18 protein-coding genes are annotated in these 19,269 nt (G+C 72.5%); 3 read left to right on the top strand and 15 right to left on the bottom strand.

The window, feature by feature from the left end; translation table 11 throughout:
* Positions 1–46: 46 nt before the first annotated feature.
* From ABNF97_RS28925 to ABNF97_RS28885, 9 genes are all read right to left on the bottom strand, one after another.
* Positions 47–397 carry an Lsr2 dimerization domain-containing protein gene (locus ABNF97_RS28925; protein ID WP_130465398.1) on the bottom strand — a complete coding sequence of 117 codons (351 nt, stop codon included), beginning with the start codon at positions 395–397 and terminating at the stop codon, positions 47–49.
* 110 nt (positions 398–507) lie between these two features.
* On the bottom strand, positions 508–1,962 hold the full coding sequence (lysS, locus tag ABNF97_RS28920) for a lysine--tRNA ligase (protein ID WP_486484993.1): 1,455 nt from the start codon (positions 1,960–1,962) through the stop codon (positions 508–510).
* A 169-nt stretch (positions 1,963–2,131) separates the two neighbouring features.
* Complete coding sequence (locus tag ABNF97_RS28915; protein ID WP_130465400.1) at positions 2,132–2,890, bottom strand: type III pantothenate kinase; 759 nt, start codon at positions 2,888–2,890, stop codon at positions 2,132–2,134.
* Positions 2,891–2,930: 40 nt separating this feature from the next.
* The gene (gene nadC, locus ABNF97_RS28910; protein ID WP_349340478.1) at positions 2,931–3,818 is read right to left on the bottom strand and encodes a carboxylating nicotinate-nucleotide diphosphorylase; all 888 of its coding nucleotides are present in this window, start codon (positions 3,816–3,818) and stop codon (positions 2,931–2,933) included.
* Positions 3,815–5,533, bottom strand: a complete 1,719-nt coding sequence (locus ABNF97_RS28905; RefSeq protein WP_130465401.1) for an L-aspartate oxidase — start codon at positions 5,531–5,533, stop codon at positions 3,815–3,817. Before ABNF97_RS28905 ends, nadC begins: the two co-directional genes overlap by 4 nt.
* A 136-nt stretch (positions 5,534–5,669) precedes the next feature.
* Positions 5,670–6,572, bottom strand: a complete 903-nt coding sequence (locus tag ABNF97_RS28900; protein ID WP_349340465.1) for a septum formation family protein — start codon at positions 6,570–6,572, stop codon at positions 5,670–5,672.
* Between the two features lie 200 nt (positions 6,573–6,772).
* Entirely contained in the window at positions 6,773–7,198 is a 426-nt protein-coding gene (gene panD, locus ABNF97_RS28895; RefSeq protein WP_130465403.1) for an aspartate 1-decarboxylase, read from the bottom strand.
* Between the two features lie 53 nt (positions 7,199–7,251).
* Positions 7,252–8,112, bottom strand: coding sequence for a pantoate--beta-alanine ligase (panC, locus tag ABNF97_RS28890; RefSeq protein ID WP_130465404.1), 861 nt, complete (start codon positions 8,110–8,112; stop codon positions 7,252–7,254).
* A gap of 22 nt (positions 8,113–8,134) precedes the next feature.
* The gene (locus ABNF97_RS28885) at positions 8,135–9,184 is read right to left on the bottom strand and encodes a DUF2520 domain-containing protein (RefSeq protein WP_130465405.1); all 1,050 of its coding nucleotides are present in this window, start codon (positions 9,182–9,184) and stop codon (positions 8,135–8,137) included.
* Between the two features lie 268 nt (positions 9,185–9,452).
* Here ABNF97_RS28885 and ABNF97_RS28880 point away from each other — a divergent pair, with 268 nt between their 5' ends.
* Together ABNF97_RS28880 and ABNF97_RS28875 are read left to right on the top strand one after the other, a co-directional pair.
* Entirely contained in the window at positions 9,453–10,556 is a 1,104-nt protein-coding gene (locus ABNF97_RS28880; protein ID WP_349340464.1) for an SAM-dependent methyltransferase, read from the top strand.
* Positions 10,557–10,696: 140 nt separating this feature from the next.
* A complete protein-coding gene (locus ABNF97_RS28875; RefSeq protein ID WP_486484883.1) occupies positions 10,697–11,860 on the top strand; it encodes an NADH-quinone oxidoreductase subunit D in 1,164 nt (387 codons plus the stop codon).
* 43 nt (positions 11,861–11,903) lie between these two features.
* Here ABNF97_RS28875 and ABNF97_RS28870 read toward each other — a convergent pair whose 3' ends face one another.
* The 4 genes from ABNF97_RS28870 to ABNF97_RS28855 all read right to left on the bottom strand — a co-directional run bounded on the left by ABNF97_RS28870 (position 11,904) and on the right by ABNF97_RS28855 (position 17,104).
* Complete coding sequence (locus tag ABNF97_RS28870) at positions 11,904–14,003, bottom strand: hypothetical protein (protein WP_349340463.1); 2,100 nt, start codon at positions 14,001–14,003, stop codon at positions 11,904–11,906.
* A 144-nt stretch (positions 14,004–14,147) separates the two neighbouring features.
* Entirely contained in the window at positions 14,148–15,161 is a 1,014-nt protein-coding gene (locus ABNF97_RS28865; protein WP_130465409.1) for a glycine betaine ABC transporter substrate-binding protein, read from the bottom strand.
* Between the two features lie 310 nt (positions 15,162–15,471).
* Positions 15,472–16,206, bottom strand: a complete 735-nt coding sequence (locus ABNF97_RS28860) for an ABC transporter permease subunit (protein WP_130465410.1) — start codon at positions 16,204–16,206, stop codon at positions 15,472–15,474.
* 205 nt (positions 16,207–16,411) lie between these two features.
* Positions 16,412–17,104 carry an ABC transporter permease subunit gene (locus tag ABNF97_RS28855; RefSeq protein WP_130465411.1) on the bottom strand — a complete coding sequence of 231 codons (693 nt, stop codon included), beginning with the start codon at positions 17,102–17,104 and terminating at the stop codon, positions 16,412–16,414.
* 2 nt (positions 17,105–17,106) lie between these two features.
* On the opposite strand from ABNF97_RS28855, the gene ABNF97_RS28850 reads away from it, so the two are divergent.
* Positions 17,107–18,135, top strand: coding sequence for an ABC transporter ATP-binding protein (locus ABNF97_RS28850; RefSeq protein WP_349340462.1), 1,029 nt, complete (start codon positions 17,107–17,109; stop codon positions 18,133–18,135).
* Positions 18,136–18,212: 77 nt separating this feature from the next.
* On the opposite strand, the gene ABNF97_RS28845 is transcribed toward ABNF97_RS28850, so the two are convergent.
* Both ABNF97_RS28845 and ABNF97_RS28840 read right to left on the bottom strand, forming a co-directional pair.
* Positions 18,213–18,704, bottom strand: coding sequence for a hypothetical protein (locus ABNF97_RS28845; RefSeq protein WP_130465413.1), 492 nt, complete (start codon positions 18,702–18,704; stop codon positions 18,213–18,215).
* A 161-nt stretch (positions 18,705–18,865) separates the two neighbouring features.
* Positions 18,866–19,174 carry a hypothetical protein gene (locus tag ABNF97_RS28840; protein WP_130465414.1) on the bottom strand — a complete coding sequence of 103 codons (309 nt, stop codon included), beginning with the start codon at positions 19,172–19,174 and terminating at the stop codon, positions 18,866–18,868.
* Positions 19,175–19,269: the final 95 nt, after the last annotated feature.

Here is a 19,269-nt window from a genome sequence, read left to right as displayed (position 1 = left end):
CTGATCGTCCACCCATCCCGCGCGGGGACCACGGAAGCGCCGGCCGCTAGCGGCCCGCCTTGGCGTGGTACTCGTCAACGATCTCCTGCGGGATCCGCCCGCGGTCGGAGATGTCCTTGCCTTCCTTCTTGGCCCAGGCCCGGATCGCCTTGTTCTGCTCGCGGTCGGCGGTCGCGCCACCCCGCCCCCGTGCGGCACGGCCGCCGACGACCACGCCACCCCGGCCCACCTTCGACCCGGCGGCGACGTACGGGGCGAATAGCTCCCGCAATTTGCCGGCGTTCTTCTCCGACAGGTCGATCTCGTACTGCACGCCGTCGAGCGAGAACTTGACGGTCTCGTCCGCGTCTCCGCCGTCCAGGTCATCGACCAGCTTGTGAATGATCTGCTTGGCCACGTGTCGCTATCCTTTCGAGCAGGTTCGCCGCAAACAAGAGCACAATAGCCCGTTAGATGCTTGCTCCGTCAATAGGACGGCGAAACTACCCGACAAGTCGTGCGGCGACACTACTCGGGTCGGACCATCGGGAAGAGGATGGTTTCCCGAATTCCGAGGCCCGTGAGGGCCATCAGCAGCCGGTCGATTCCCATTCCCATGCCCCCGAGCGGCGGCATTCCGTACTCCATGGCCCGCAGGAAGTCCTCGTCGAGCCGCATGGCCTCGTCGTCGCCGGAGGCCGAGCGCCGGGCCTGCGCCACGAGTCGCTCCCGCTGCACCACCGGGTCGACCAGCTCGGTGTAGCCGGTGGCCAGCTCGAAACCGAGCACGTAGAGGTCCCATTTCGCGGTCAGGCCCGCCTCGTCAGGGTGCGCCCGGACCAGCGGGCTGGTCTCTTCCGGGTAGTCCCGGACGAAGGTGGGCTGGCGCAGCGTCGGGACGACCAGCTCCTCGAAAAGCTCCTCGGCGAGCTTGCCCGGACCCCACGTCGGGTCGACCGCGAGACCGACCTTTTCCGCGTATCCCAGCAGGTCGGCCATTGCGGTGCGGACGGTCACCTCCTCGCCGAGCGCCTCGGAAAGGGTGCCGTAGAGGGTCACCGAACGCCACTGACCGCCGAGGTCGAACTCGGTGCCGTCGGCGTGGGTGACCAGGTGAGACCCGGCGGCGGCGAGCGCGGCTGCCTGCACCAGGTCACGGGTGAGGGTCGCCATGGTGTCGTAGTCACCGTACGCCTCGTACACCTCCAGCATGGCGAACTCGGGCGAGTGCGAAGAGTCGACCCCCTCATTACGGAAGTTGCGGTTGATCTCGAAGACCCGGTCGATGCCGCCGACCGCCGCCCGCTTGAGAAAAAGCTCGGGGGCGATTCGCAGATACAGATCCGTGTCTAACGCATTGCTGTGCGTCACGAATGGCCTGGCCGTGGCCCCACCCGGCAGCGGTTGCAGCATGGGGGTTTCAACTTCGATGAAACTCCGGGCGTGCAGCGAATCGCGCAGACTACGCAGCGTCGCCGCCCGGGTGCGTACCATCTCCCGGGCGCGGGGGCGCACGATCAGATCGACATAACGCTGCCGGACCCGGGCCTCCTCACTAAGCGGCTTGTGCGCCACCGGCAGCGGCCGGAGCGCCTTCGCGGTCGGCGCCCAGGAATCGGCGAGCACGGAAAGCTCCCCGCGCCGGCTGGTAATCACCTCACCGGTAACCCCGACGTGGTCGCCGAGGTCGACCAGCCGCTTCCAGGCGTCGAGCCGCTCCTGCCCGACCCGGTCGAGCGAGAGCATCGCCTGGAGTTCGGTGCCGTCGCCGTCCCGCAGGGTGGCGAAACAGAGCTTGCCGGTGTTGCGTACGAAGATCACCCGGCCGGTGACGGCGGCGACGTCCCCGCTGGCGGTGTCGGTCGGAAGGTCCGCGTAACGGGCCCGGATCTCGGCGAGAGTCGCGGTACGCGGATATCCCACCGGGTACGGTTCGACGCCCTCGGCGAGCATGCGGTCCCGCTTCTCCCTGCGGACCCGCATCTGCTCGGGAAGGTCGTCCACGGGGTCGGCGGGGTTCGAGATCTGCTGGCTCACGGCATGCTTCCTCGGGAAATCGTGTCGGCGGAGTTCGGCCCCGAGCGTACTCAAGTGGGTCGGGGGCGGGGCACCGGATAACCCCGGCATGGTCGACCAGCCGCGGCGGGGAAGGTCAGCGGTTGCGGTCGTAGACCATGCGCAGCCCGATCAGCGTGATCATCGGCTCGTGGTGGGTGATCGTCCGACACTCGCCGATCACCAGGGCCGCCAGCCCGCCGGTGGCGATCACCGCCCGGACCTCGCCCAGCTCGTCGATCATCCGCTCGACGATCCGGTCCACCTGACCGGCGAAACCGAAGTACATCCCGGCCTGGAGGCACTCGACGGTGTTCTTGCCGACCACCGAACGGGGTACCGCCGGCTCGACCTTGCGCAGCTGGGCGGCCCGGGCGGCGAGCGCGTCGAAGGAGATCTCGATGCCGGGCGCGAACGCACCGCCGAGGAACTCGCCCCGGCCGCTGATCACGTCGAAGTTGGTGGTGGTGCCGAAGTCGACCACGATCGACGGCCCGCCGTAGAGGGTGAACGCGGCCAGGGTGTTGACCACCCGGTCGGCGCCGACCTCCTTCGGGTTGTCGATCGCCAACTGCACCCCGGTCCTCACCCCCGGCTCGACGATCACGTACGGGATGTCGCCGTAGTACCGGGCCAGCATCGTACGCAGCGAGCGCAGCGCCGCCGGCACCGTCGAACAGGCGGCCACCCCGGTGACCTCCACCGCGCCGGCGGCCAGCAGGCCGCGCAGCTTCAGCCCCAGCTCGTCGGCGGTGGACCGGGCATCCGTCTTGATCCGCCAGGAGTGGACCAGCTTCTCGCCCTCGAAGGTCGCCAGCACGGTGTTGGTGTTGCCGATGTCGATACAGAGCAGCATGTCGTCAGTCCCGAACCCCGAGTCGTGGCGCGTCCCGCCGCTACGCGGCGCGCGAGCGGAGGTCCAGTGCGATGTCCAAGATAGGCGAGGAGTGCGTGAGCGCCCCAACCGAGAGGTAGTCGACACCCGTCGCCGCGTACTCGGCGGCGGTGGCCAGGGTCAGCCCGCCGGTCGCCTCCAGCTCGGCCCGGTCGCCCACCGCCGCCACCACCTCGGTCAGCAGCGCCGGGGACATGTTGTCGCAGAGCAGGAAGTCGGCGCCCGCCTCGACCGCCTCCAGCGCCTCGGCCACCGTGGTCACCTCGACCTGGATCGGCACCGCCGGGAACGCCTCCCGGACCCGCCGGTACGCCGGACCGACACCGCCGGCCGCCAGCTTGTGGTTGTCCTTGATCATCGCCACGTCGTACAGCCCGAGTCGCTTGTTGGCGCCGCCGCCGGCCCGGACCGCGTACTTCTCCAGCGGGCGCAGCCCGGGAGTGGTCTTGCGGGTGTCCAGCACGGTCGCCTTGCCGCCGCCCAGCGCCGCCACCCAGGCGCGGGTGTGCGTCGCCACCCCGGAGATCCGGCAGAGCAGGTTCAGCGCGGTCCGCTCGGCGGTGAGCAGCCCCCGGGTCGGCCCGGTCACCGTGGCCAGCACGTCCCCCACGCCGACCTCGGCGCCGTCGGTCGCCACCGGCAGCACCCGGACGTCCGCGCCGGCCGCCAGTTCGAAGACGGCCGCCGCCACCGCCAGTCCGGCGACGACCCCGTCGGCCCGGGCCACCAGGTCGGCGGTGTCGACCTGGTCGTCCGGAATCGTCGCCACGCTGGTCACGTCCAGCCGCTCCGGCCCCAGGTCCTCGTCCAGCGCCCCCCGCACGATGCGTTCCACCTCCACCGGGTCGAGCCCGGCGTCCCGCAGCGCCCGCGTGGTCGAGTCTGTCAGCACAGTGCCTCCCAGTCCTGTTCGAGGTTGCCCGCCGGACCGATCGACCCGACCAGGTGCCCGAGCCAATCGTCGCGCGATTCCGAGAAGTCCTCGCGCCAATGGCAGCCCCGGGTCTCCTGCCGGGCGTACGCCGCACCGACGAGCGCCGCGGCCACCGTGATCAGGTTGGTCGCCTCCCAGCTCGCGGTACGCGGCGCGGCCCGGGTCGCGCCGAGGGTGACCAGCTCCGCGGCGGTCGCCCGCAGCGAGTCGGCGGAGCGGAGCACCCCGGCGCCCCTGGTCATCGCCCTGGCCAGGCGCGGCCGCACCGCCGGGTCGATCGTCGCGCCCGCGCCGCCCTGCCACGCCCCGGTCCGGACCGGCTCGACCTGGGCCGGCAGATCCCGGGCGATGTCCTGGGCGATCCGGCGGGCGAAGACCAGCCCCTCCAGCAGCGAGTTGCTGGCCAGCCGGTTGGCGCCGTGCACGCCGGTGCAGGCGACCTCGCCGCAGGCGTACAGGCCGGGGATGGAGGTGCGGCCGTGCAGGTCGGTGCGGACCCCGCCGGAGGCGTAGTGCGCGGCCGGAGCGACCGGGATCGGCTGCTCGGCCGGGTCGATCCCGGCGGCGCGGCAGGAGGCGACGATGGTGGGGAACCGCCGGGCCAGGAACTCCGCCCCGAGGTGCCGGGCGTCCAGGAAGACGTGGTCGGCGCCGGTGGCCAGCAGTACCCCGTGTATTCCCTTGGCGACCACGTCCCGGGGCGCCAGCTCGGCCAGCTCGTGCTGGCCGACCATGAACCGCTTGCCGTCCGCGTCGACCAGGTACGCGCCCTCACCGCGCAGCGCCTCGGAGACCAGCGGCTGCTGGGCGGCCAGGGCCGGGACGCCGTCGCTGTCCGGGACGCCGTCGCTGTCCGGGATGGCCGACGCCATCAGCGCGGTCGGGTGGAACTGGACGAACTCCAGGTCGGTGACGGCGGCGCCGGCCCGCATCGCCAGGGCGACCCCGTCCCCGGTGGAGACCGCCGGATTGGTGGTGGCGGCGAAGATCTGCCCCATCCCGCCGGTGGCCAGCACCACCGCCCGGGCCAGGATCGCACCGACCCCGTCCTCACTGCCCTCGCCGAGCACGTGCAGGGTTATCCCGCAGGCCCGTCCGGGACCGGCCCAGCCGCCGTCCGGGGCCCGGAGCAGGTCGAGGACCAGGGCATGCTCGACCAGCCGGATCCAGGGGTCGCGGCCGACCGCAGCGTGCAGTGCCCGCTGCACCTCGGCCCCGGTCGCGTCGCCGCCGGCGTGCACGATCCGGTCCGCCCGGTGGCCGCCCTCCCGAGTGAGCATCAGCGAGCCGTCCGGGTTGCGGTCGAACTCGGCACCGGTCCGGATCAGCTCCCGCAGCCGGCTCGGCCCCTCCGCCACCAGCACCCGTACCGCCGCCGGGTCGCAGAGCCCGACCCCGGCCAGCTCGGTGTCCGAGGCGTGCGCGGCGGGGGTGTCCAGCGGATCGAGTACGGCCGCTATGCCGCCCTGCGCCCACCGGGTCGAGCCGTCATCGATGTTGACCTTGGTCACCACGGTGACGTGCAGCCCCGCCTCGCGCAGGTGCAGCGCGGCGGTGAGCCCGGCGATGCCCGACCCGATCACGATCACGTCGGTCGTCTCCACCCAACCGGGTGCCGGCGCGGCCAGCAACCGGGGTACCACCGGCAGGTCGACGGTCGGAAACTGCATCGCTCCAGTCAACCCCGTGCCGGGGCTGTCGGGGGGCCCGGGGGCGGGAGAAGTGGCCTACGACGCTCCCCGATCCGGACGGAACGACCCTCCGCTGCGGGATCGACCGCGCTCAGCGGGCCGGATCGGCGGGCGCTCAGCGGGTCCGGATCGGTAGGGCGTCGGCGCCGGCACCCTTGAGCGAGCGGGTGAACCTGCCCTCGGAGACCCACAGATAGCAGCGGACGCCCCGGTTCCCCGCCGTCCAGTCGTCCCGGCCGCCGGGCAGCGCCACGACACCGGTACGGAACCGGATCGTGCTCTGCGACACCGCGACGAACCGGGCCGCGACGCTGTAACAGCCGTCGTAGAGGGGCTGCCAGTCCCGATCCGCCGTCGGGTACTTCAACGTCGCCGGTGCCCGCCACACCCCGGCGAACTCGGTGTTGTGCCGGGCCGAGCACTCCACCGGGGGCATCCGGTCGATGGTCTCGGTCCGGGTCACGGTGGTGGCGTAGCAGCCCAGCCGCAACGGCCCGGCCTCGCGCAGCGCGCCCTTCAGGCTCGCCGTCCGGCTGACCGCCTCGCCATCCTCCTCGACATTGGACAGTTCGGTGAGGTCGCAACGGAACCACCGGGCCCCGGCCAGCCAGCCCTTCGGGGAGGGCACCGCCACCCCGAGCCACAACCGGCCGGTACGCCAGTCGGCGCCGAGGAAGCCGCGCGCCCGGCTGTCGCACTCGGCGTACGCGGTGGTGAACTGCGGCGAGCCGGGTGCCGGCGGCTTCTCCGCCTCGCCCGCCCCGGCGAACGTGCCCACGTGCACGGTCTCCAGCCGGTGGTTGTCGGTGCAGTCCACCGGCACGTACGACGACAGGTAGACCGTCTCGGAGAAGTCGGCCCGGTGGCAGGTCTCGGCCGTCGGGGTGAAGACCGCCGGCTCGCCGACCGGAGCCCAGCCGTTGGTCAGGTCGCCGTCGGTACCGTCCGGAGGCGCGCAGCCGGCGACGCCGAGCAGGACTGCCCCGGCCAACGCCAGGGCGCTCATCCAACGGCGCATCGCGTCCTCCCCAGGGCGACCAACAGTCCGGATGGCTGCACCCTACGTTAACCGGCGGGGTCATCCGGACGGCGAGATCATCTCCCCGGCGGGTCGCCTCGGGCTGACCGACGCGCCGAACAGGCTGGTCAGCGGGGAGGGGGCGGGGTTCGACCGGGTGGCAACCGGGTGCCGGCGGGCGCCCCGGGCGAGCGGGTCGGTCAGCCGGTCGTGACGAGGTCACCCCGGACCGGGTCACCGACCATCCCGGGTACGGCTTCCGCCGGGTCGGCGCCCAGCTCGATGACCCGGTTCTTCGCGTCGACGTGCACGATCCGCGGCTGGTACGTCCGCGCCTCGGCGTCGTCCATCTGGCCGTACGAGATCAGGATGACCAGGTCGCCGGGGTGCACCAGGTGCGCGGCGGCGCCGTTGATGCCGATCACCCCGCTGCCGCGCTCACCGGCGATCACGTACGTCTCCAGCCGCGCCCCGTTCGTCACGTCCACGATCGCGACCTGCTCGCCGGGGAGCAGGTCGGCGGCGTCCAACAGGTCGGCGTCGATGGTCACCGAGCCGACGTAGTGCAGGTCCGCCTGGGTCACCGTGGCCCGGTGGATCTTCGACTTGAGCATGGTGCGGAACATCGGTACGTCCTCCGTGCGGCAGGGTTCTCGGACGGTCTCGGGAGGTCGACGCCTCAGTCGCCCGGGTCGGGAGCCGGAGCCAGGTCGACCGGCATGTTGTCGATCAGCCGGGTGGAGCCGACCCGGGCGGCCACCAGCATCCGGGCCGGGCCGGTGGCCGGCGCCGGGCCCAGGTCCGGGGCGGTCAGCACCAGGTAGTCCAGCTTGGCGCCGGTCGTACCGTCGCCGAAGGCGCGGTATGCGGCGGCGAGGGCGGCGTCGGCACCCCGACCGGCCCCGGCGGCGGCGTTGCCGGCCCGCAGCGCCGCCGACAGCCGTAGCGCGGCGCTCCGCTCCTGTGTGGAGAGGTAGCGGTTGCGGCTGGACAGGGCCAACCCGTCCGGCTCGCGTACGGTCGGCACACCGACGATCGCCACGTCCAGCTCCAGATCCCGGACCATCCGGCGGACCAGGGTGAGCTGCTGGTAGTCCTTCTCGCCGAAGAGCGCCACGTCCGGCCGGAGCAGGTTGAGCAGCTTCGCCACCACGGTCAGCACCCCGGTGAAGAAGCCGGGCCGGCTGGCGCCCTCCAGCTCCTCGCCGAGGCTGCCCGGGTCGACCCGCACCATCGGCTCGCCGTCCGGATACAGCTCCTCCCGCGACGGGGCGAAGACGTACCCGACCCCGGCCCCCCGGCAGACCGCCAGGTCGTCCTCGAAGGTCCGGGGGTACCGGTCGAAGTCCTCGTTCGGGCCGAACTGGAGCGGGTTCACGAAGATCGTCGCCAGCACCGTGTCGGCCTGCTCCCGGGCCGCCCGCAGCAGCGCCTCGTGCCCGGAGTGCAGGGCGCCCATGGTCATCACCACCGCCAGCCTCCCCGGCAGGGACGCCCGCGCGGCCGCCAGCTCTGCCCGGGTACGCAGCACCGTGGTCATCTCGGCTCCCCCTTCCCGCCGGTCACGCGGCGGCGACCTTCCGGTCCCGGTCGGCCAGCGCCTTCCGGTCGCGGTCGGCCAGCGCCTTCCGGTCCCGGTCGGCCAGCACCCCGAGCAGGACCTCGGCGTCGGCCGGGCGGAGCCGGCCGGTCGCGATCGCCCGGTCGGCGGTACGCCGGGCCAGCGCGAGATAGCCGGGCACCGACTCCGGAGCGGTGACGGCCAGCCGGTCCAGGTGCCGGGCGAGCGTACCGGCGTCGCCCCGGGACACCGGCCCGGTCAGCGCCGCGTCGCCGAGCCGCAGCGAGTTGTCCAGGGCGGCCCGGAGCAGCGGGCCGAGCACCTTCGCCGGCTGGGCCACCCCGGCGGCGCGGAGCAGGTCCACCGCCTCGTTGACCAGCGTGACGAGATGGTTCGCGCCGTGCGCGAGGGCGGCATGGTAGAGCGGACGGTCCGGTTCGGCCACCCACTCCGGTACCCCGCCGAGGTCGGCGACGAGCCGGACGGCGAACGGCCGCAGTCGCTCCGGCACGGTCACCCCGTAGGAGATGCCCGGCAGCCGGTGCAGGTCGTCGGCGGTACCGGTGAAGGTCATCGCCGGGTGCAGCGCCAGCGGGAGTGCCCCGACCGCCACGGCCGGGGCGAGCACGTCGAGGCCGTGCGCGCCGGAGGTGTGTGTCACCACCTGTCCGGGCCGGAGCGCACCGGTCCCGGCCAGACCGGCGACCACCGGCGCCAGCGCGTCGTCCGGTACGGCGATCAGCAGCAGGTCGACGGCGGCCCGGGCCACCTCGTCGGCGGGGCGTACGGTGGTCCCCGGCAGCAGCCGGTCGATCCGGTCCCGGGCGGCGGTCGAGACCCCGGAGGCGGCGACCACCCGGTGTCCGGCCCGGCCCAGCGCGGCACCGAGCACGGCACCGACCCGGCCGGCGCCGATCACGCCGACGGTGAGCTGGCGGGGACGCTGCGGCGGCGTCTGGCCCTGGCCGGCGCGGTCACGGCTCGGGGCGGCGGCCGTTGGCCGGTCCGTCCCGCCGGAGGCGGCGGTACGCGGGCGCGCGGAAGCGCTCATAGCAATGATCCAGTCCTCGATAAGTGGTACCGGTCGATCGCAAGTATGCGCCGTCCGGCCAGTTCAGGACCAAGAGGTGTGAAAACCTTCACCCGCCTGCCACGACCGCTTCGCCCAGTTGGTGACGTGGCACACGGGACACCCCGGCATGCCGCTACCTGTCCCTGATGTGCCCGGACATGTCCCGACGTGACGGCCGTCCGGATCGGCCCGGCCATCGGTGCCGTACCGGGCGTGGATTGAGCAGCGCGCCGCATAACCTGGGTCGGTGCCGATCGGATGGCGAGCCGCGATGACCACCGCCCTCTACGGCGCGCAGGGGTTCTTCGTCAGCGGCGCCGGGCCGGCCGCGCACTTCCGGACCAGCGCCCACGCCGTACCGGTGCTGGGCGGCGCCCTGCTGCGGCTGCTGGCCCGGCTCGACGCCGCGCTGGGCCGGCCGGATCCGCTGCACGTGGTCGACGTCGGCGCCGGCCGGGGGGAACTGCTCGGCACCCTGGCCCGGCTCGCCCCGCCGGAACTCGCCGCCCGGCTCCGGCTGACCGCGGTCGAACTCGCCCCGCGACCCGACTCGCTGCCGGAGCCGATCAATTGGCGCTCGGACCTGCCGGAGCGGGTCGTCGGCCTGCTGATCGCGACCGAGTGGCTGGACAACGTACCGCTGGACGTGGCGGAATCCGGCCGGGCCGGCTGGCGACGGGTACTCGTGGACCCGGCCACCGGCGCGGAGTCGCCCGGCGGCCCGCTCGACCCGGCCGAGGCGGACTGGCTGGCCCGCTGGTGGCCGACATCGACGGACGAGTCTCCTCCGGACCAGCCCTCGCCGGACCGGATCGAGCCGCCCCCGGACCGGGTGCAACCGTCCCCGATCCGGGCCGAGATCGGGCTGCCCCGGGACACCGCCTGGGCGGAGGCGGTCGGCAGCCTGCACCGGGGATTGGCGCTCGCCGTCGACTACGGACACCTGCGGGACGACCGCCCGGTGCACGGCACGCTGACCGGGTTCCGCTCCGGCCGTCAGGTCTACCCGGTACCGGACGGCAGCTGCGACCTGACCGCACATGTCGCGATGGACTCGGTGGCGGCGGCCGGTACGGCGCTGGCCGGACTGCCGTACACCCTGGTCGAACAGCGCACCGCGCTGCGGGCGCTCGGAGCCGACGGGCGGCGACCCGCGCTGGCGATGGCCTCCACCGACCCGGCCGGCTACGTCCGGGCGTTGGCGCGGGCCTCCGCCGCGGCCGAACTCACCGACCCGGCCGGTCTCGGCGGCCACTGGTGGCTGCTCCAACCGGTCGGCGTCGACCCGGGCCCCACCGGATGGCTCGGCGGAGAATCCGGTGCACCGGCGCCGGGGCAACCCGCGCGATGACCGCCCGGTCGCTCGCGGTCGTCCACCGAGGGCGACCGGTCGACCGCGACGAAACCGGCCCTCGATCGCCTGGGGCGCGTCCTTCCTCCGTCCTACTCCGGTGTCCGCCTCGGCGATGCGTTCCGGCGGATCGTGGCACGATGGCGGACATGACTGCCGACACCGGCGCGCTGCGGGAGCTGACCGTCGGCACCGGGGCGGGCCTGGACACCGCCGACATGGTGCTGAACATCGGGCCGCAGCATCCGTCGACCCACGGCGTACTCCGGCTCAAGCTGGTGCTCGACGGCGAGCGGGTGATCTCCTGCGAGCCGATCGTCGGCTACATGCACCGGGGCGCCGAGAAGCTCTTCGAGGTACGCGACTACCGGCAGATCATCGTGCTGGCCAACAGGCACGACTGGCTGTCGGCGTTCTCCAACGAACTCGGCGTGGTGCTCGCCGTCGAGCGGATGATGGGGATGGAGGTGCCGGAGCGGGCCGTCTGGCTGCGTACCGCCCTCGCCGAACTGAACCGGGTGCTCAACCACCTGATGTTCCTCGGCTCCTACCCGCTGGAGATCGGCGCCATCACCCCGATGTTCTACGCGTTTCGGGAACGCGAAACCCTCCAGGCGGTGCTGGAGGAGGTCTCCGGCGGCCGGATCCACTACATGTTCAACCGGGTCGGCGGGCTCAAGGAAGAGGTGCCGGCCGGCTGGACCCGACGGGCCAGGACGGCGATCGGCGAGGTACGCCGCCGCCTGCCGGACCTGGACAACGTGATCCGGCGCAACGAGATCTTCCTGGCCCGTACCGTCGGGGTCGGGGTGCTCTCCGCCGCCGACGCGGCCGCGTACGGCGCCTCCGGACCGGTAGCCCGGGCCTCCGGGCTCGACTTCGACCTGCGCCGGGACGAGCCCTACCTGGCGTACGGGGCGCTGGAGGTGCCGGTGGTCACCCGCAGCGCCGGTGACTGCCACTCCCGGTTCGAGATCCTGCTCGACCAGGTGTACGTCTCACTCGACCTCGCGGAACGCTGCCTGGACCAGGTCGACCGGATCAGCGGTCCGGTGAACGTGCGGCTGCCCAAGGTGGTGAAGGCCCCGGAGGGGCACACCTACGCCTGGACCGAGAACCCGCTCGGGATCAACGGCTACTACCTGGTATCCCGGGGTGACAAGACGCCGTGGCGGATGAAGCTGCGCACCGCCTCGTACGCCAACGTGCAGGCCCTGGCCACGCTGCTCCCCGGCTGCCTGGTGCCGGACCTGATCGCGATCCTGGGCTCGATGTTCTTCGTCGTCGGCGACATCGACAAGTAGCTGTCGGCGCCATCGGCAGGTAACCGGTGGGGCAGGTGACCGGTCAACGCCAGTCGCCGTCGGCGGAGTAGCCGTACCCGGAACGGCGGGTACCGCCGGCCCGGGGTGCCTCGTCCAACGGCGGGTAGCCGTACTCTTCGTCGTCGCGGTGCCGCCGCCCCCGCCGGGCAGGCTCCGGTTCCGGCTTCTGGCTGGGTGGGCCCCAGACGGAAGCCGGGTCCACCCCTGCGGCGGGCAGTGCCGCGGCACCGCCGGAGGGCTCCCAGCCCCGGCCGTCACCGAGGTCGGCACCGGCGCCGTGCCGGGCACCGTCCTGACCGGACCAGCCGCCCGAGCCGCGCTGGTCGCCGTACCGTCGGTCTTCGTCGGCGGGCTCCGACCACTGGCGACCGGTCCGCCGGCCCTCGTCCGGCCCCGGCTCCTCCCGGCGCATCTCCGCCCAGCGGTCCTCGACCCGCAACTCCGTACCCGACCCGTCGGACCGCATCGACGCCCGTCGCTCGCCCATCCGGACCTCGCGGCCCCGGTCGTCGTCGCGCACGGATGCCCAGCGGTCGCCGGCCCGCAGCTCGGCCCAGTACGAGTCGTCGGCCGGGTCGCCGGTCTCCGGCTCCGGGTCGGCCGGACGGCCACGCCAGCCGCCGGACCGCCACCCGGCCCGCCCCTCGTCGGCAGCCTCGGCGGAGCCCCGACCCCGCGCCCGCCGGTCGTCCGGATCCTCGTCGCGCCCGTCCGACTCCCGGCGACCGCCGTACGTGCCACCGCCGTAAGTGCCACCGCCGTAGGTGCCACCGCCCGCATCGGCACCGTGTGCTGCCGCGCCGCCGTAGGTCCCGCCGTCGTAGGTCCCGTCCCCCGAACCGGCACCGCTGTAGGTGCCACCGCCGTAGGTCCCGCCACCGGAACCGGCACCGCCGTAGGTCCCGCCGCCGTAGGTCCCGCCGCCCGAGCCGGCGCCGCCGTAGGTCCCGGCCGAGCCGCCGCCGTGTACGCCGCCGCCAATGGTTCCGGCGCCGTAGCCGCCGGCCCGGCCACCGCCACCGTGGGTTCCGCCGCCATGGCCGCTCGAATGGGCGCCGCCGCCATAGCCGCCCGAAGGGGCGCCGTCCCCGTAGCCGCCCGAATGGACGCCGCCGCCGTAGCCGGCTGCACCGTAGGTTCCGCCGTCGTAACCGTGGCCATGATCGTCTTCGTGTCCGCCGACGATGGTCTGCCGGGTGGTCACCTGCACGGTCTCGGTGTGCCGGACGACGCCTCGGCCGAGCGGCGGTCCGGACACCCCACCGGGGCCGCCGGGCATTCCCGCCGGACCGCCCCGGTGCGTTCGCGCGCCCTGCGACCACGAGCGGCCGTACTGCCCGGACTCGCCCGGTGCGCCGTCGTCCCGGTCGTACCGCCGCCGCCCCGCCCCGGGCCGGTCGCCGTCGGGATAGTCACTCCCCTGGTGGCCGCCGTCCCGGTATCCGCCACCGGGGCGGCCGTGGAACTCGCCGGTGTTGTCGCTCTGGTCCGCGGCGTGTGAATGAGTCGAGGCGTGTGAATGAGTCGAGGCGTGGGACCGAGCCGGACCGCCGGCCACCGGTGCGTCACCAACGGCCGGACCGGCCCCGGCGCCGGACACGGCAGCGGCGGAAGACCTGCCCGACACCGCAGAGGCGGAAGACCTGCCCGATTTGGTGGAGGCGGGGGTGGTGCCCGCCATGACGGAGGCGGAGGTGCCCGGCCCGGCAGGGGCGGCGGAGCCGCCCGGCGCGGCGGCAGTGGCCCGGAAAGTCTCGATCTGGCCACGCAGCGCCTCGACGTTGCCCTGCACGACCGCCAGCTTCTCGCCGAACGCCTTGTGCGTGGCCCGGGCGGCGGTGGCGATGTCGTTGCGCAACTCGCCCCGAAGGTCGTCGAGTTCCTCGGCGAGGGTCTCCTCGATGTCCAGCCGGACGCCCTCCGAGTCGCCGCGCAACGTGATCGACAATCCGATGAGTACGACCGCCAGCACGGCGAGCACCGCCGCGATCCGGAGCGGCCCGTTGCCCTGCCCCACCAGGAGCAACAGGGCGGCCAGCGGAGCCAGCCCGACCCCGGACCAGAAGAGTACGGTCAGCAGCGGCCTACGGCGGGTTCCCTCGGTGGCCTCGCGGGCTGACATGGCAGTCGAGCCTACTCACACTTGCCGGGGACCGGAATGGCTGCGGCGGGCATGTGAGCGGCCGGTCGACGCCACGTACGGCGACGTCGACCGGCCACGGTCGGTTCCACTCCTCGGGCGGGAGGTGCACCCCCGCGCCGACGGTCAGCTCGTGGCCAGCGCGCCGTCCGACGAGAAGACCAGCCCAACGCTGATCGTGCCGCTGGTCAGCGCCGACTTGGTCTGCGGGCCACCGGCGTCGAGCGAGTCGAACCGGCCCGCGTTGAAGTTGTAAACCTGCACCAGTCCGGCCTGGCACTTCGGCCGCTGCGGGCACTCCGGCGGCCCGCCGAGCACGGTCGCCGAGCCGGAGCACTTCGCCGCCAGCTCGCTGAGCGTGCGGACGCCGTACTTGTCGGCAAACTCCTTGGTGACCGCGAACGCGTTCTGGTCCTGGGCCGCCGACGGCTTGCCGAAGGTGATGCCGACCTTCTCACCGGCCGCCCTGAGCCCGTTGACGGTCTGGTCGAGGTCCGGTGAGGAGATCGGCGGTGGGGTGGACCCGGAGGATGCGTTGACCTTGTTGTTCAGGAAGTCGGCCATCGTCGCGGCGTACTCCGGGACGACCTGGATGTCGCCCTTCTCCAGGGCCGGCTCGTAGAGTTCGCGGTTGCCGATCTGCTGGACCTTGACCTCATAGCCGGCGGCGGTGAGGGCGATCCGGTACAGCTCGCCCAGGGTCTGGCTCTCGCTGAAGTTGGCCACGCCGACGGTGATCGACCCGGTGCCGCCGGTCGGGATGCCTGCGGTGAGGTTGTTGGCCGCGGCGAACTCCTCGGCGGCCACCTTCGGGGTCTTGCGCTCGACGTCGACCGCCCTGTTGAGGCCGATCAGCTTGGGTGTGTCGAGGCTGTCCGAGACCTTGTCCAGGGCCGCGACCAGCGGCGGCTGGGCCACCTTGCTGTTGATCGCCGGAATGATGTTGTCGCTGTTCTGCAGCTTCTTGTCGTCGTCGAGCACGACCAGGCTCGACCCGGCCACCGGTGCGCAACCGGCACCCTGCGCCCCGGTCGCCGGAGCCTGGGTGCCGGACGAGCCGGCCCCACCGCAGCCGGCGAGGAACCCAGCCGCGACGACCGCACCGGCGGCGCCGGCTGCCAGACGTGAACGTGTACGCATGAATCGCCCGCCTCCTGTGTCCCGGCGCGGCCCGGATCGGGCCGGCCGCGTGTCCGACGGGCGACATGTCAGGAAGGCCGCCCGCGCCTTCTCACGAAACATCCTCTCGCCGGGTACGACAATTCGCGATGGGCTTCGTCACCGGATCGTCACGCAAAGAGCCACAGAGCGCAGCTACTTGACCACTCTAAGCGAAAATCGCACGGACCAGATCACCCCATCCGGCCTCGCCGAGGACTGCAAGAGTGACCAAACCCACACCGCCCCGACCGGTCAGGAGCCCGGTGATTGGTCAGGAGCCGGTGACCGGTCAGGAGCCGGTGACCGCGGCCGCCGCCCGCTGGTCGGCGCGGCGGATGATCCGGCGCCGGGCACGGCGCAGCGGCCGGGGCGTGACCACCCGTTCCAGCAGCGCGAAGACCAGTTCGACCAGGAGCGCGAGTAGGGCGACGAGGAGCCCGCCGGCCAGGATCTGCCCACCGCCGACCGAGATGCCCAGCCCGAACCCGGCGCTGATGATCTGGCCAAGCCCGCCTCCGTTGACGAACGAGGCGAGCGCGGCGGTCGCCACCACCTGCACCGCGGCGGTACGGAACCCCGCCGCCAGGTACGGCACCGCGAGCGGCAGCTCCACCCGGCGCAGCAACTGCCCGCCGGAGAGTCCCATCCCGCGCGCGGCTTCCCGCACCTCCGGATCAACCTGCCGGATCCCGGTGTACGCGTTCGCCAGCAGCGGCGGCACCGCGAAGACCGCCAACGCGATGATCACCGGCGGCTTACCGAAGCCGAGCGCGGTCAGCGGCAGGATGGTCAGCAGCGCGATGGTCGGGATCGCCAGCGTGACGTTGGAGACCAGCACCACCATGCCACCGCCCCGGCCGGTGTGCCCGAGCCAGAGCCCGAGCGGCCAGGCGACCAGGCAGCCGATCGCGACGGCGGCGCCGGAGATCACCAGGTGCTCGACCAGCCGGTCGAGCACGCCACCGGGATTGGTCCAGTTGAGCGGGTCGTTCAGCCAGACGACGGCCTGCTCGATCGGGTTCATCGCCGCTCACTCCTCGCGCTCACCCCTGCTCATCTCCGGCTCGCGACTGCGGGGCTCGCAACACCGGCTCACTCCTCGCGCTCACCCCTGCTCATCTCCGGCTCGCGACTGCGGGGCTCGCAACACCGGCTCACTCCTCGCGCTCACCCCTGCTCATCTCCGGCTCGCGACTGCGGGGCTCGCAACACCGGCTCACTCCTCGCGCTCACCCGGTCGCTCGCCGACGCCGTGCCCACGGGGTGAGCAGCCGGCCGAGGCCGGCAAGGAGCAGGTCCAGCACCAGGGCCAGGAGTACGCAGAGCAGGGTGCCGGTCATGATCTCGGCCTTGAAGAAGTTGTTTCGGAACCCGCCGAGGATGAGCTGCCCGAGGCCGCCGTGCCCGACGAGCACCCCGACGGTGACCAGGGCCACCGTGGAAACGGTCGCCAGGCGCAGGCCGGTGAGGATACCCGGGAACGCCAGCGGCAGGTCGATCCGGAGCAGACGGGCGAATCGGCCGTACCCCATGCCCTGGGCCGCGTCCCGGACCTCCTCCGGCACCTGGTTGAGCCCGGCGAGTGCGTTCCGGACGATCAGCAGCAGGGCGTAGAGGACCAGCCCGAGCAGCACCGTCGTCGTCCCCGTCCCGAGGTACGGTGCGACGAATGCGAACAGTGCCAGCGACGGAACGGTGTAGAGCACACCCGAGAGTGCGAGAATCGGCCCGGTGAGCGGCCGGAACCAGTACGCCAGCACGGCGAGCGGGATCGCTACCACGGCGGCGATCAGCACGGCCTGGGCGGTGAGGGACGCGTGCTCCCGCAGTGCGGCGAGAATCGTCTCCGAGTTGCGCTGCACATAATCCCAGGAGAACCACGGATTACCCGGGTCAGCCCGGTCGATCACCCGGAAGGACATACGTGGACGTTACCCCGGAGGCCCGCTCCGCCGGGTCCGCCGGCACCACGGGTGCCGCCGCGATCACCCTCGACCAGGTACGCAAGCAGTATCCCGACAGCACGGTAGCGGTCGACGAGCTGAGTCTGGAGGTCAAGGCCGGCGAGTTGGTCGTGCTGATCGGGCCCTCCGGCTGCGGCAAGTCCACGGTGCTCCGCATGATCAACCGGCTGATCGAGCCGACCTCGGGACGGATCCTGCTCGGCGACGAGGACGTCACCCGGACCGATCCGGTGCGGCTCCGGCGGCGGATCGGCTACGTGATCCAGAACGTCGGGCTCTTCCCGCACCAGACCATCGCCGCGAACGTCGGCACCGTACCCCGGTTGTCCGGCTGGCCGAAGGCGCGGATCGCGCAACGCGGCGCGGAGCTGCTGGAACTGGTCGGTCTCGACCCGGCCACCTTCGGCCCGCGCTATCCGCACGAACTCTCCGGCGGCCAGCGACAGCGGGTCGGGGTGGCCAGGGCGCTGGCCGCCGACCCGGTGGTGCTGCTGATGGACGAGCCGTTCTCGGCCGTCGACCCGATCGCGCGGGCCCGGCTCCAGGAGGAGTTCCTGCGGCTCCAGGCGGAGGTACGCAAGACGATCGTGCTGGTCACCCACGACCTTGACGAGGCGGTACGGCTGGGCGACCGGATCGTGGTGCTCTCCCAGGGCGGCAGGCTGGAGCAGTATGCCAGCCCGGCGACCCTGCTCGGCGAGCCCAGGTCGGCGTTCGTCCGGGAGTTCGTCGGGGCGGACCGGGCGATCCGGCGACTCGCGGTCACCCCGATCACCCCGGACCTGCTGCGTCCGCTGGCCGACCCGGTCAGCGCTGCCGGGCTGCCCGCCGTGCCGCTCGGGTCGTCGCTCTACGACGCGCTGGCGGTGCTGCTCCGGACCAACTCGGACGACGCCATGGTGACCGGCGAGGGTGGCGAGCCGCTCGGGACGGTCAGCCGGCACCAGATTCTCAGCATCGACTACCCGGCCGACCCGGTCGGCGGATAGTCGCTCCTCACGGGGGCCCGCACCGGACCGCCGCCCGGCACGCCATCGGGCCGAACGGGTCCGGTGCGGTGGCGGGCTCAGTGCCGGCCCCGCCAGCCGCCGAGGGTGGCCAGGCCGATGATCCAGCCGACGAAAAAGCCGTACGTGGCACCGCTGCCGGCGGCCTGGAACGCGCCGAGCAGCGACGGATTACTGCCGATCAACGTGGCGAGCAGGGCCGCGAACGCACCGGCGAAGACGTACGCCGACCAGCCCGCGAGAAACTGGCTGACGGTGCCCCGGGCCCGGGCCAGTTGCGAGCCGGGCAACAGGTAGAGGAAGACCCAGGTGAGCACCACCACCAGGATTGCCTTGAGGTCGGCGGCGATGACGTTCTGGATCGTGTCGTCGGAGTCGAACCGCCACGAGGGCCAGGCGAGCAGCCGGAGGAACCAGCCACCCGCCGTGTCAGGGTCGGTCTCGCTCCGGGCCCAGTCGGCATACCAGGGGCTGCCGAAGACCAGGACCAGTACGAGTGCGGTGAGCGTGCCCGCACCCGTGGCCGTCTTGTATCTGTTGGTGAGAGCCATGCACAGGTAATTCCCAGGGGAATCTGATCGCGAAACCCGGTGTCATGTTCGCGGGGTGCGCTGGGTTCACCAGACGGGCGGCCCGGTGTCCCGGTCAGGGCTTCGGGATCCCGGTCAGGGCTTCTGTAGGGTCCAGGTCAGTGCCTCTGTAGGGTCCCCGGTCAGGGCTTCTGTAGATAGTCGATGAAGGCAGCCCGGAGCAGCGGTGCGGTCTCCTCGTAGCCGTGGCCGGTGAACTCCCGCCAGAGCGCGACCGCCTCGTCGACGGTCGGGCCGGCCGCGTTCGGCGCGCCGTCCAGCGCCGCCGCCTCGTCCGCGTTCGGCAGGTGCCGGATCACCGACCAGAAGAATCCGATGTCCCGCCGTTCCCGGGCCAGCGCGAAGGCCCGCTGCCGCAGCTCCTCCGTGGAGAGCGCGTCCAGTTCGGCAAAGGTCGGGGTGGTACGGGACTCGGGACGCGATTCCGTCATGGGCCGAGCCTATCCGCCCGAACCGCCGCAAGCCGCACCGCCAGTACCAACGATCCACCAGCGCCGACGGCCGGCCGCGTCAACGATCCACCAGC

Origin of the sequence: Plantactinospora sp. B6F1, from assembly GCF_040120695.1 — a bacterium.
In the GTDB taxonomy this organism is placed as follows: Bacteria; Actinomycetota; Actinomycetes; order Mycobacteriales; family Micromonosporaceae; genus Plantactinospora.
Note: the sequence above shows the minus strand (reverse complement) of the source record. Positions and strands in the feature narration are given on the sequence as shown.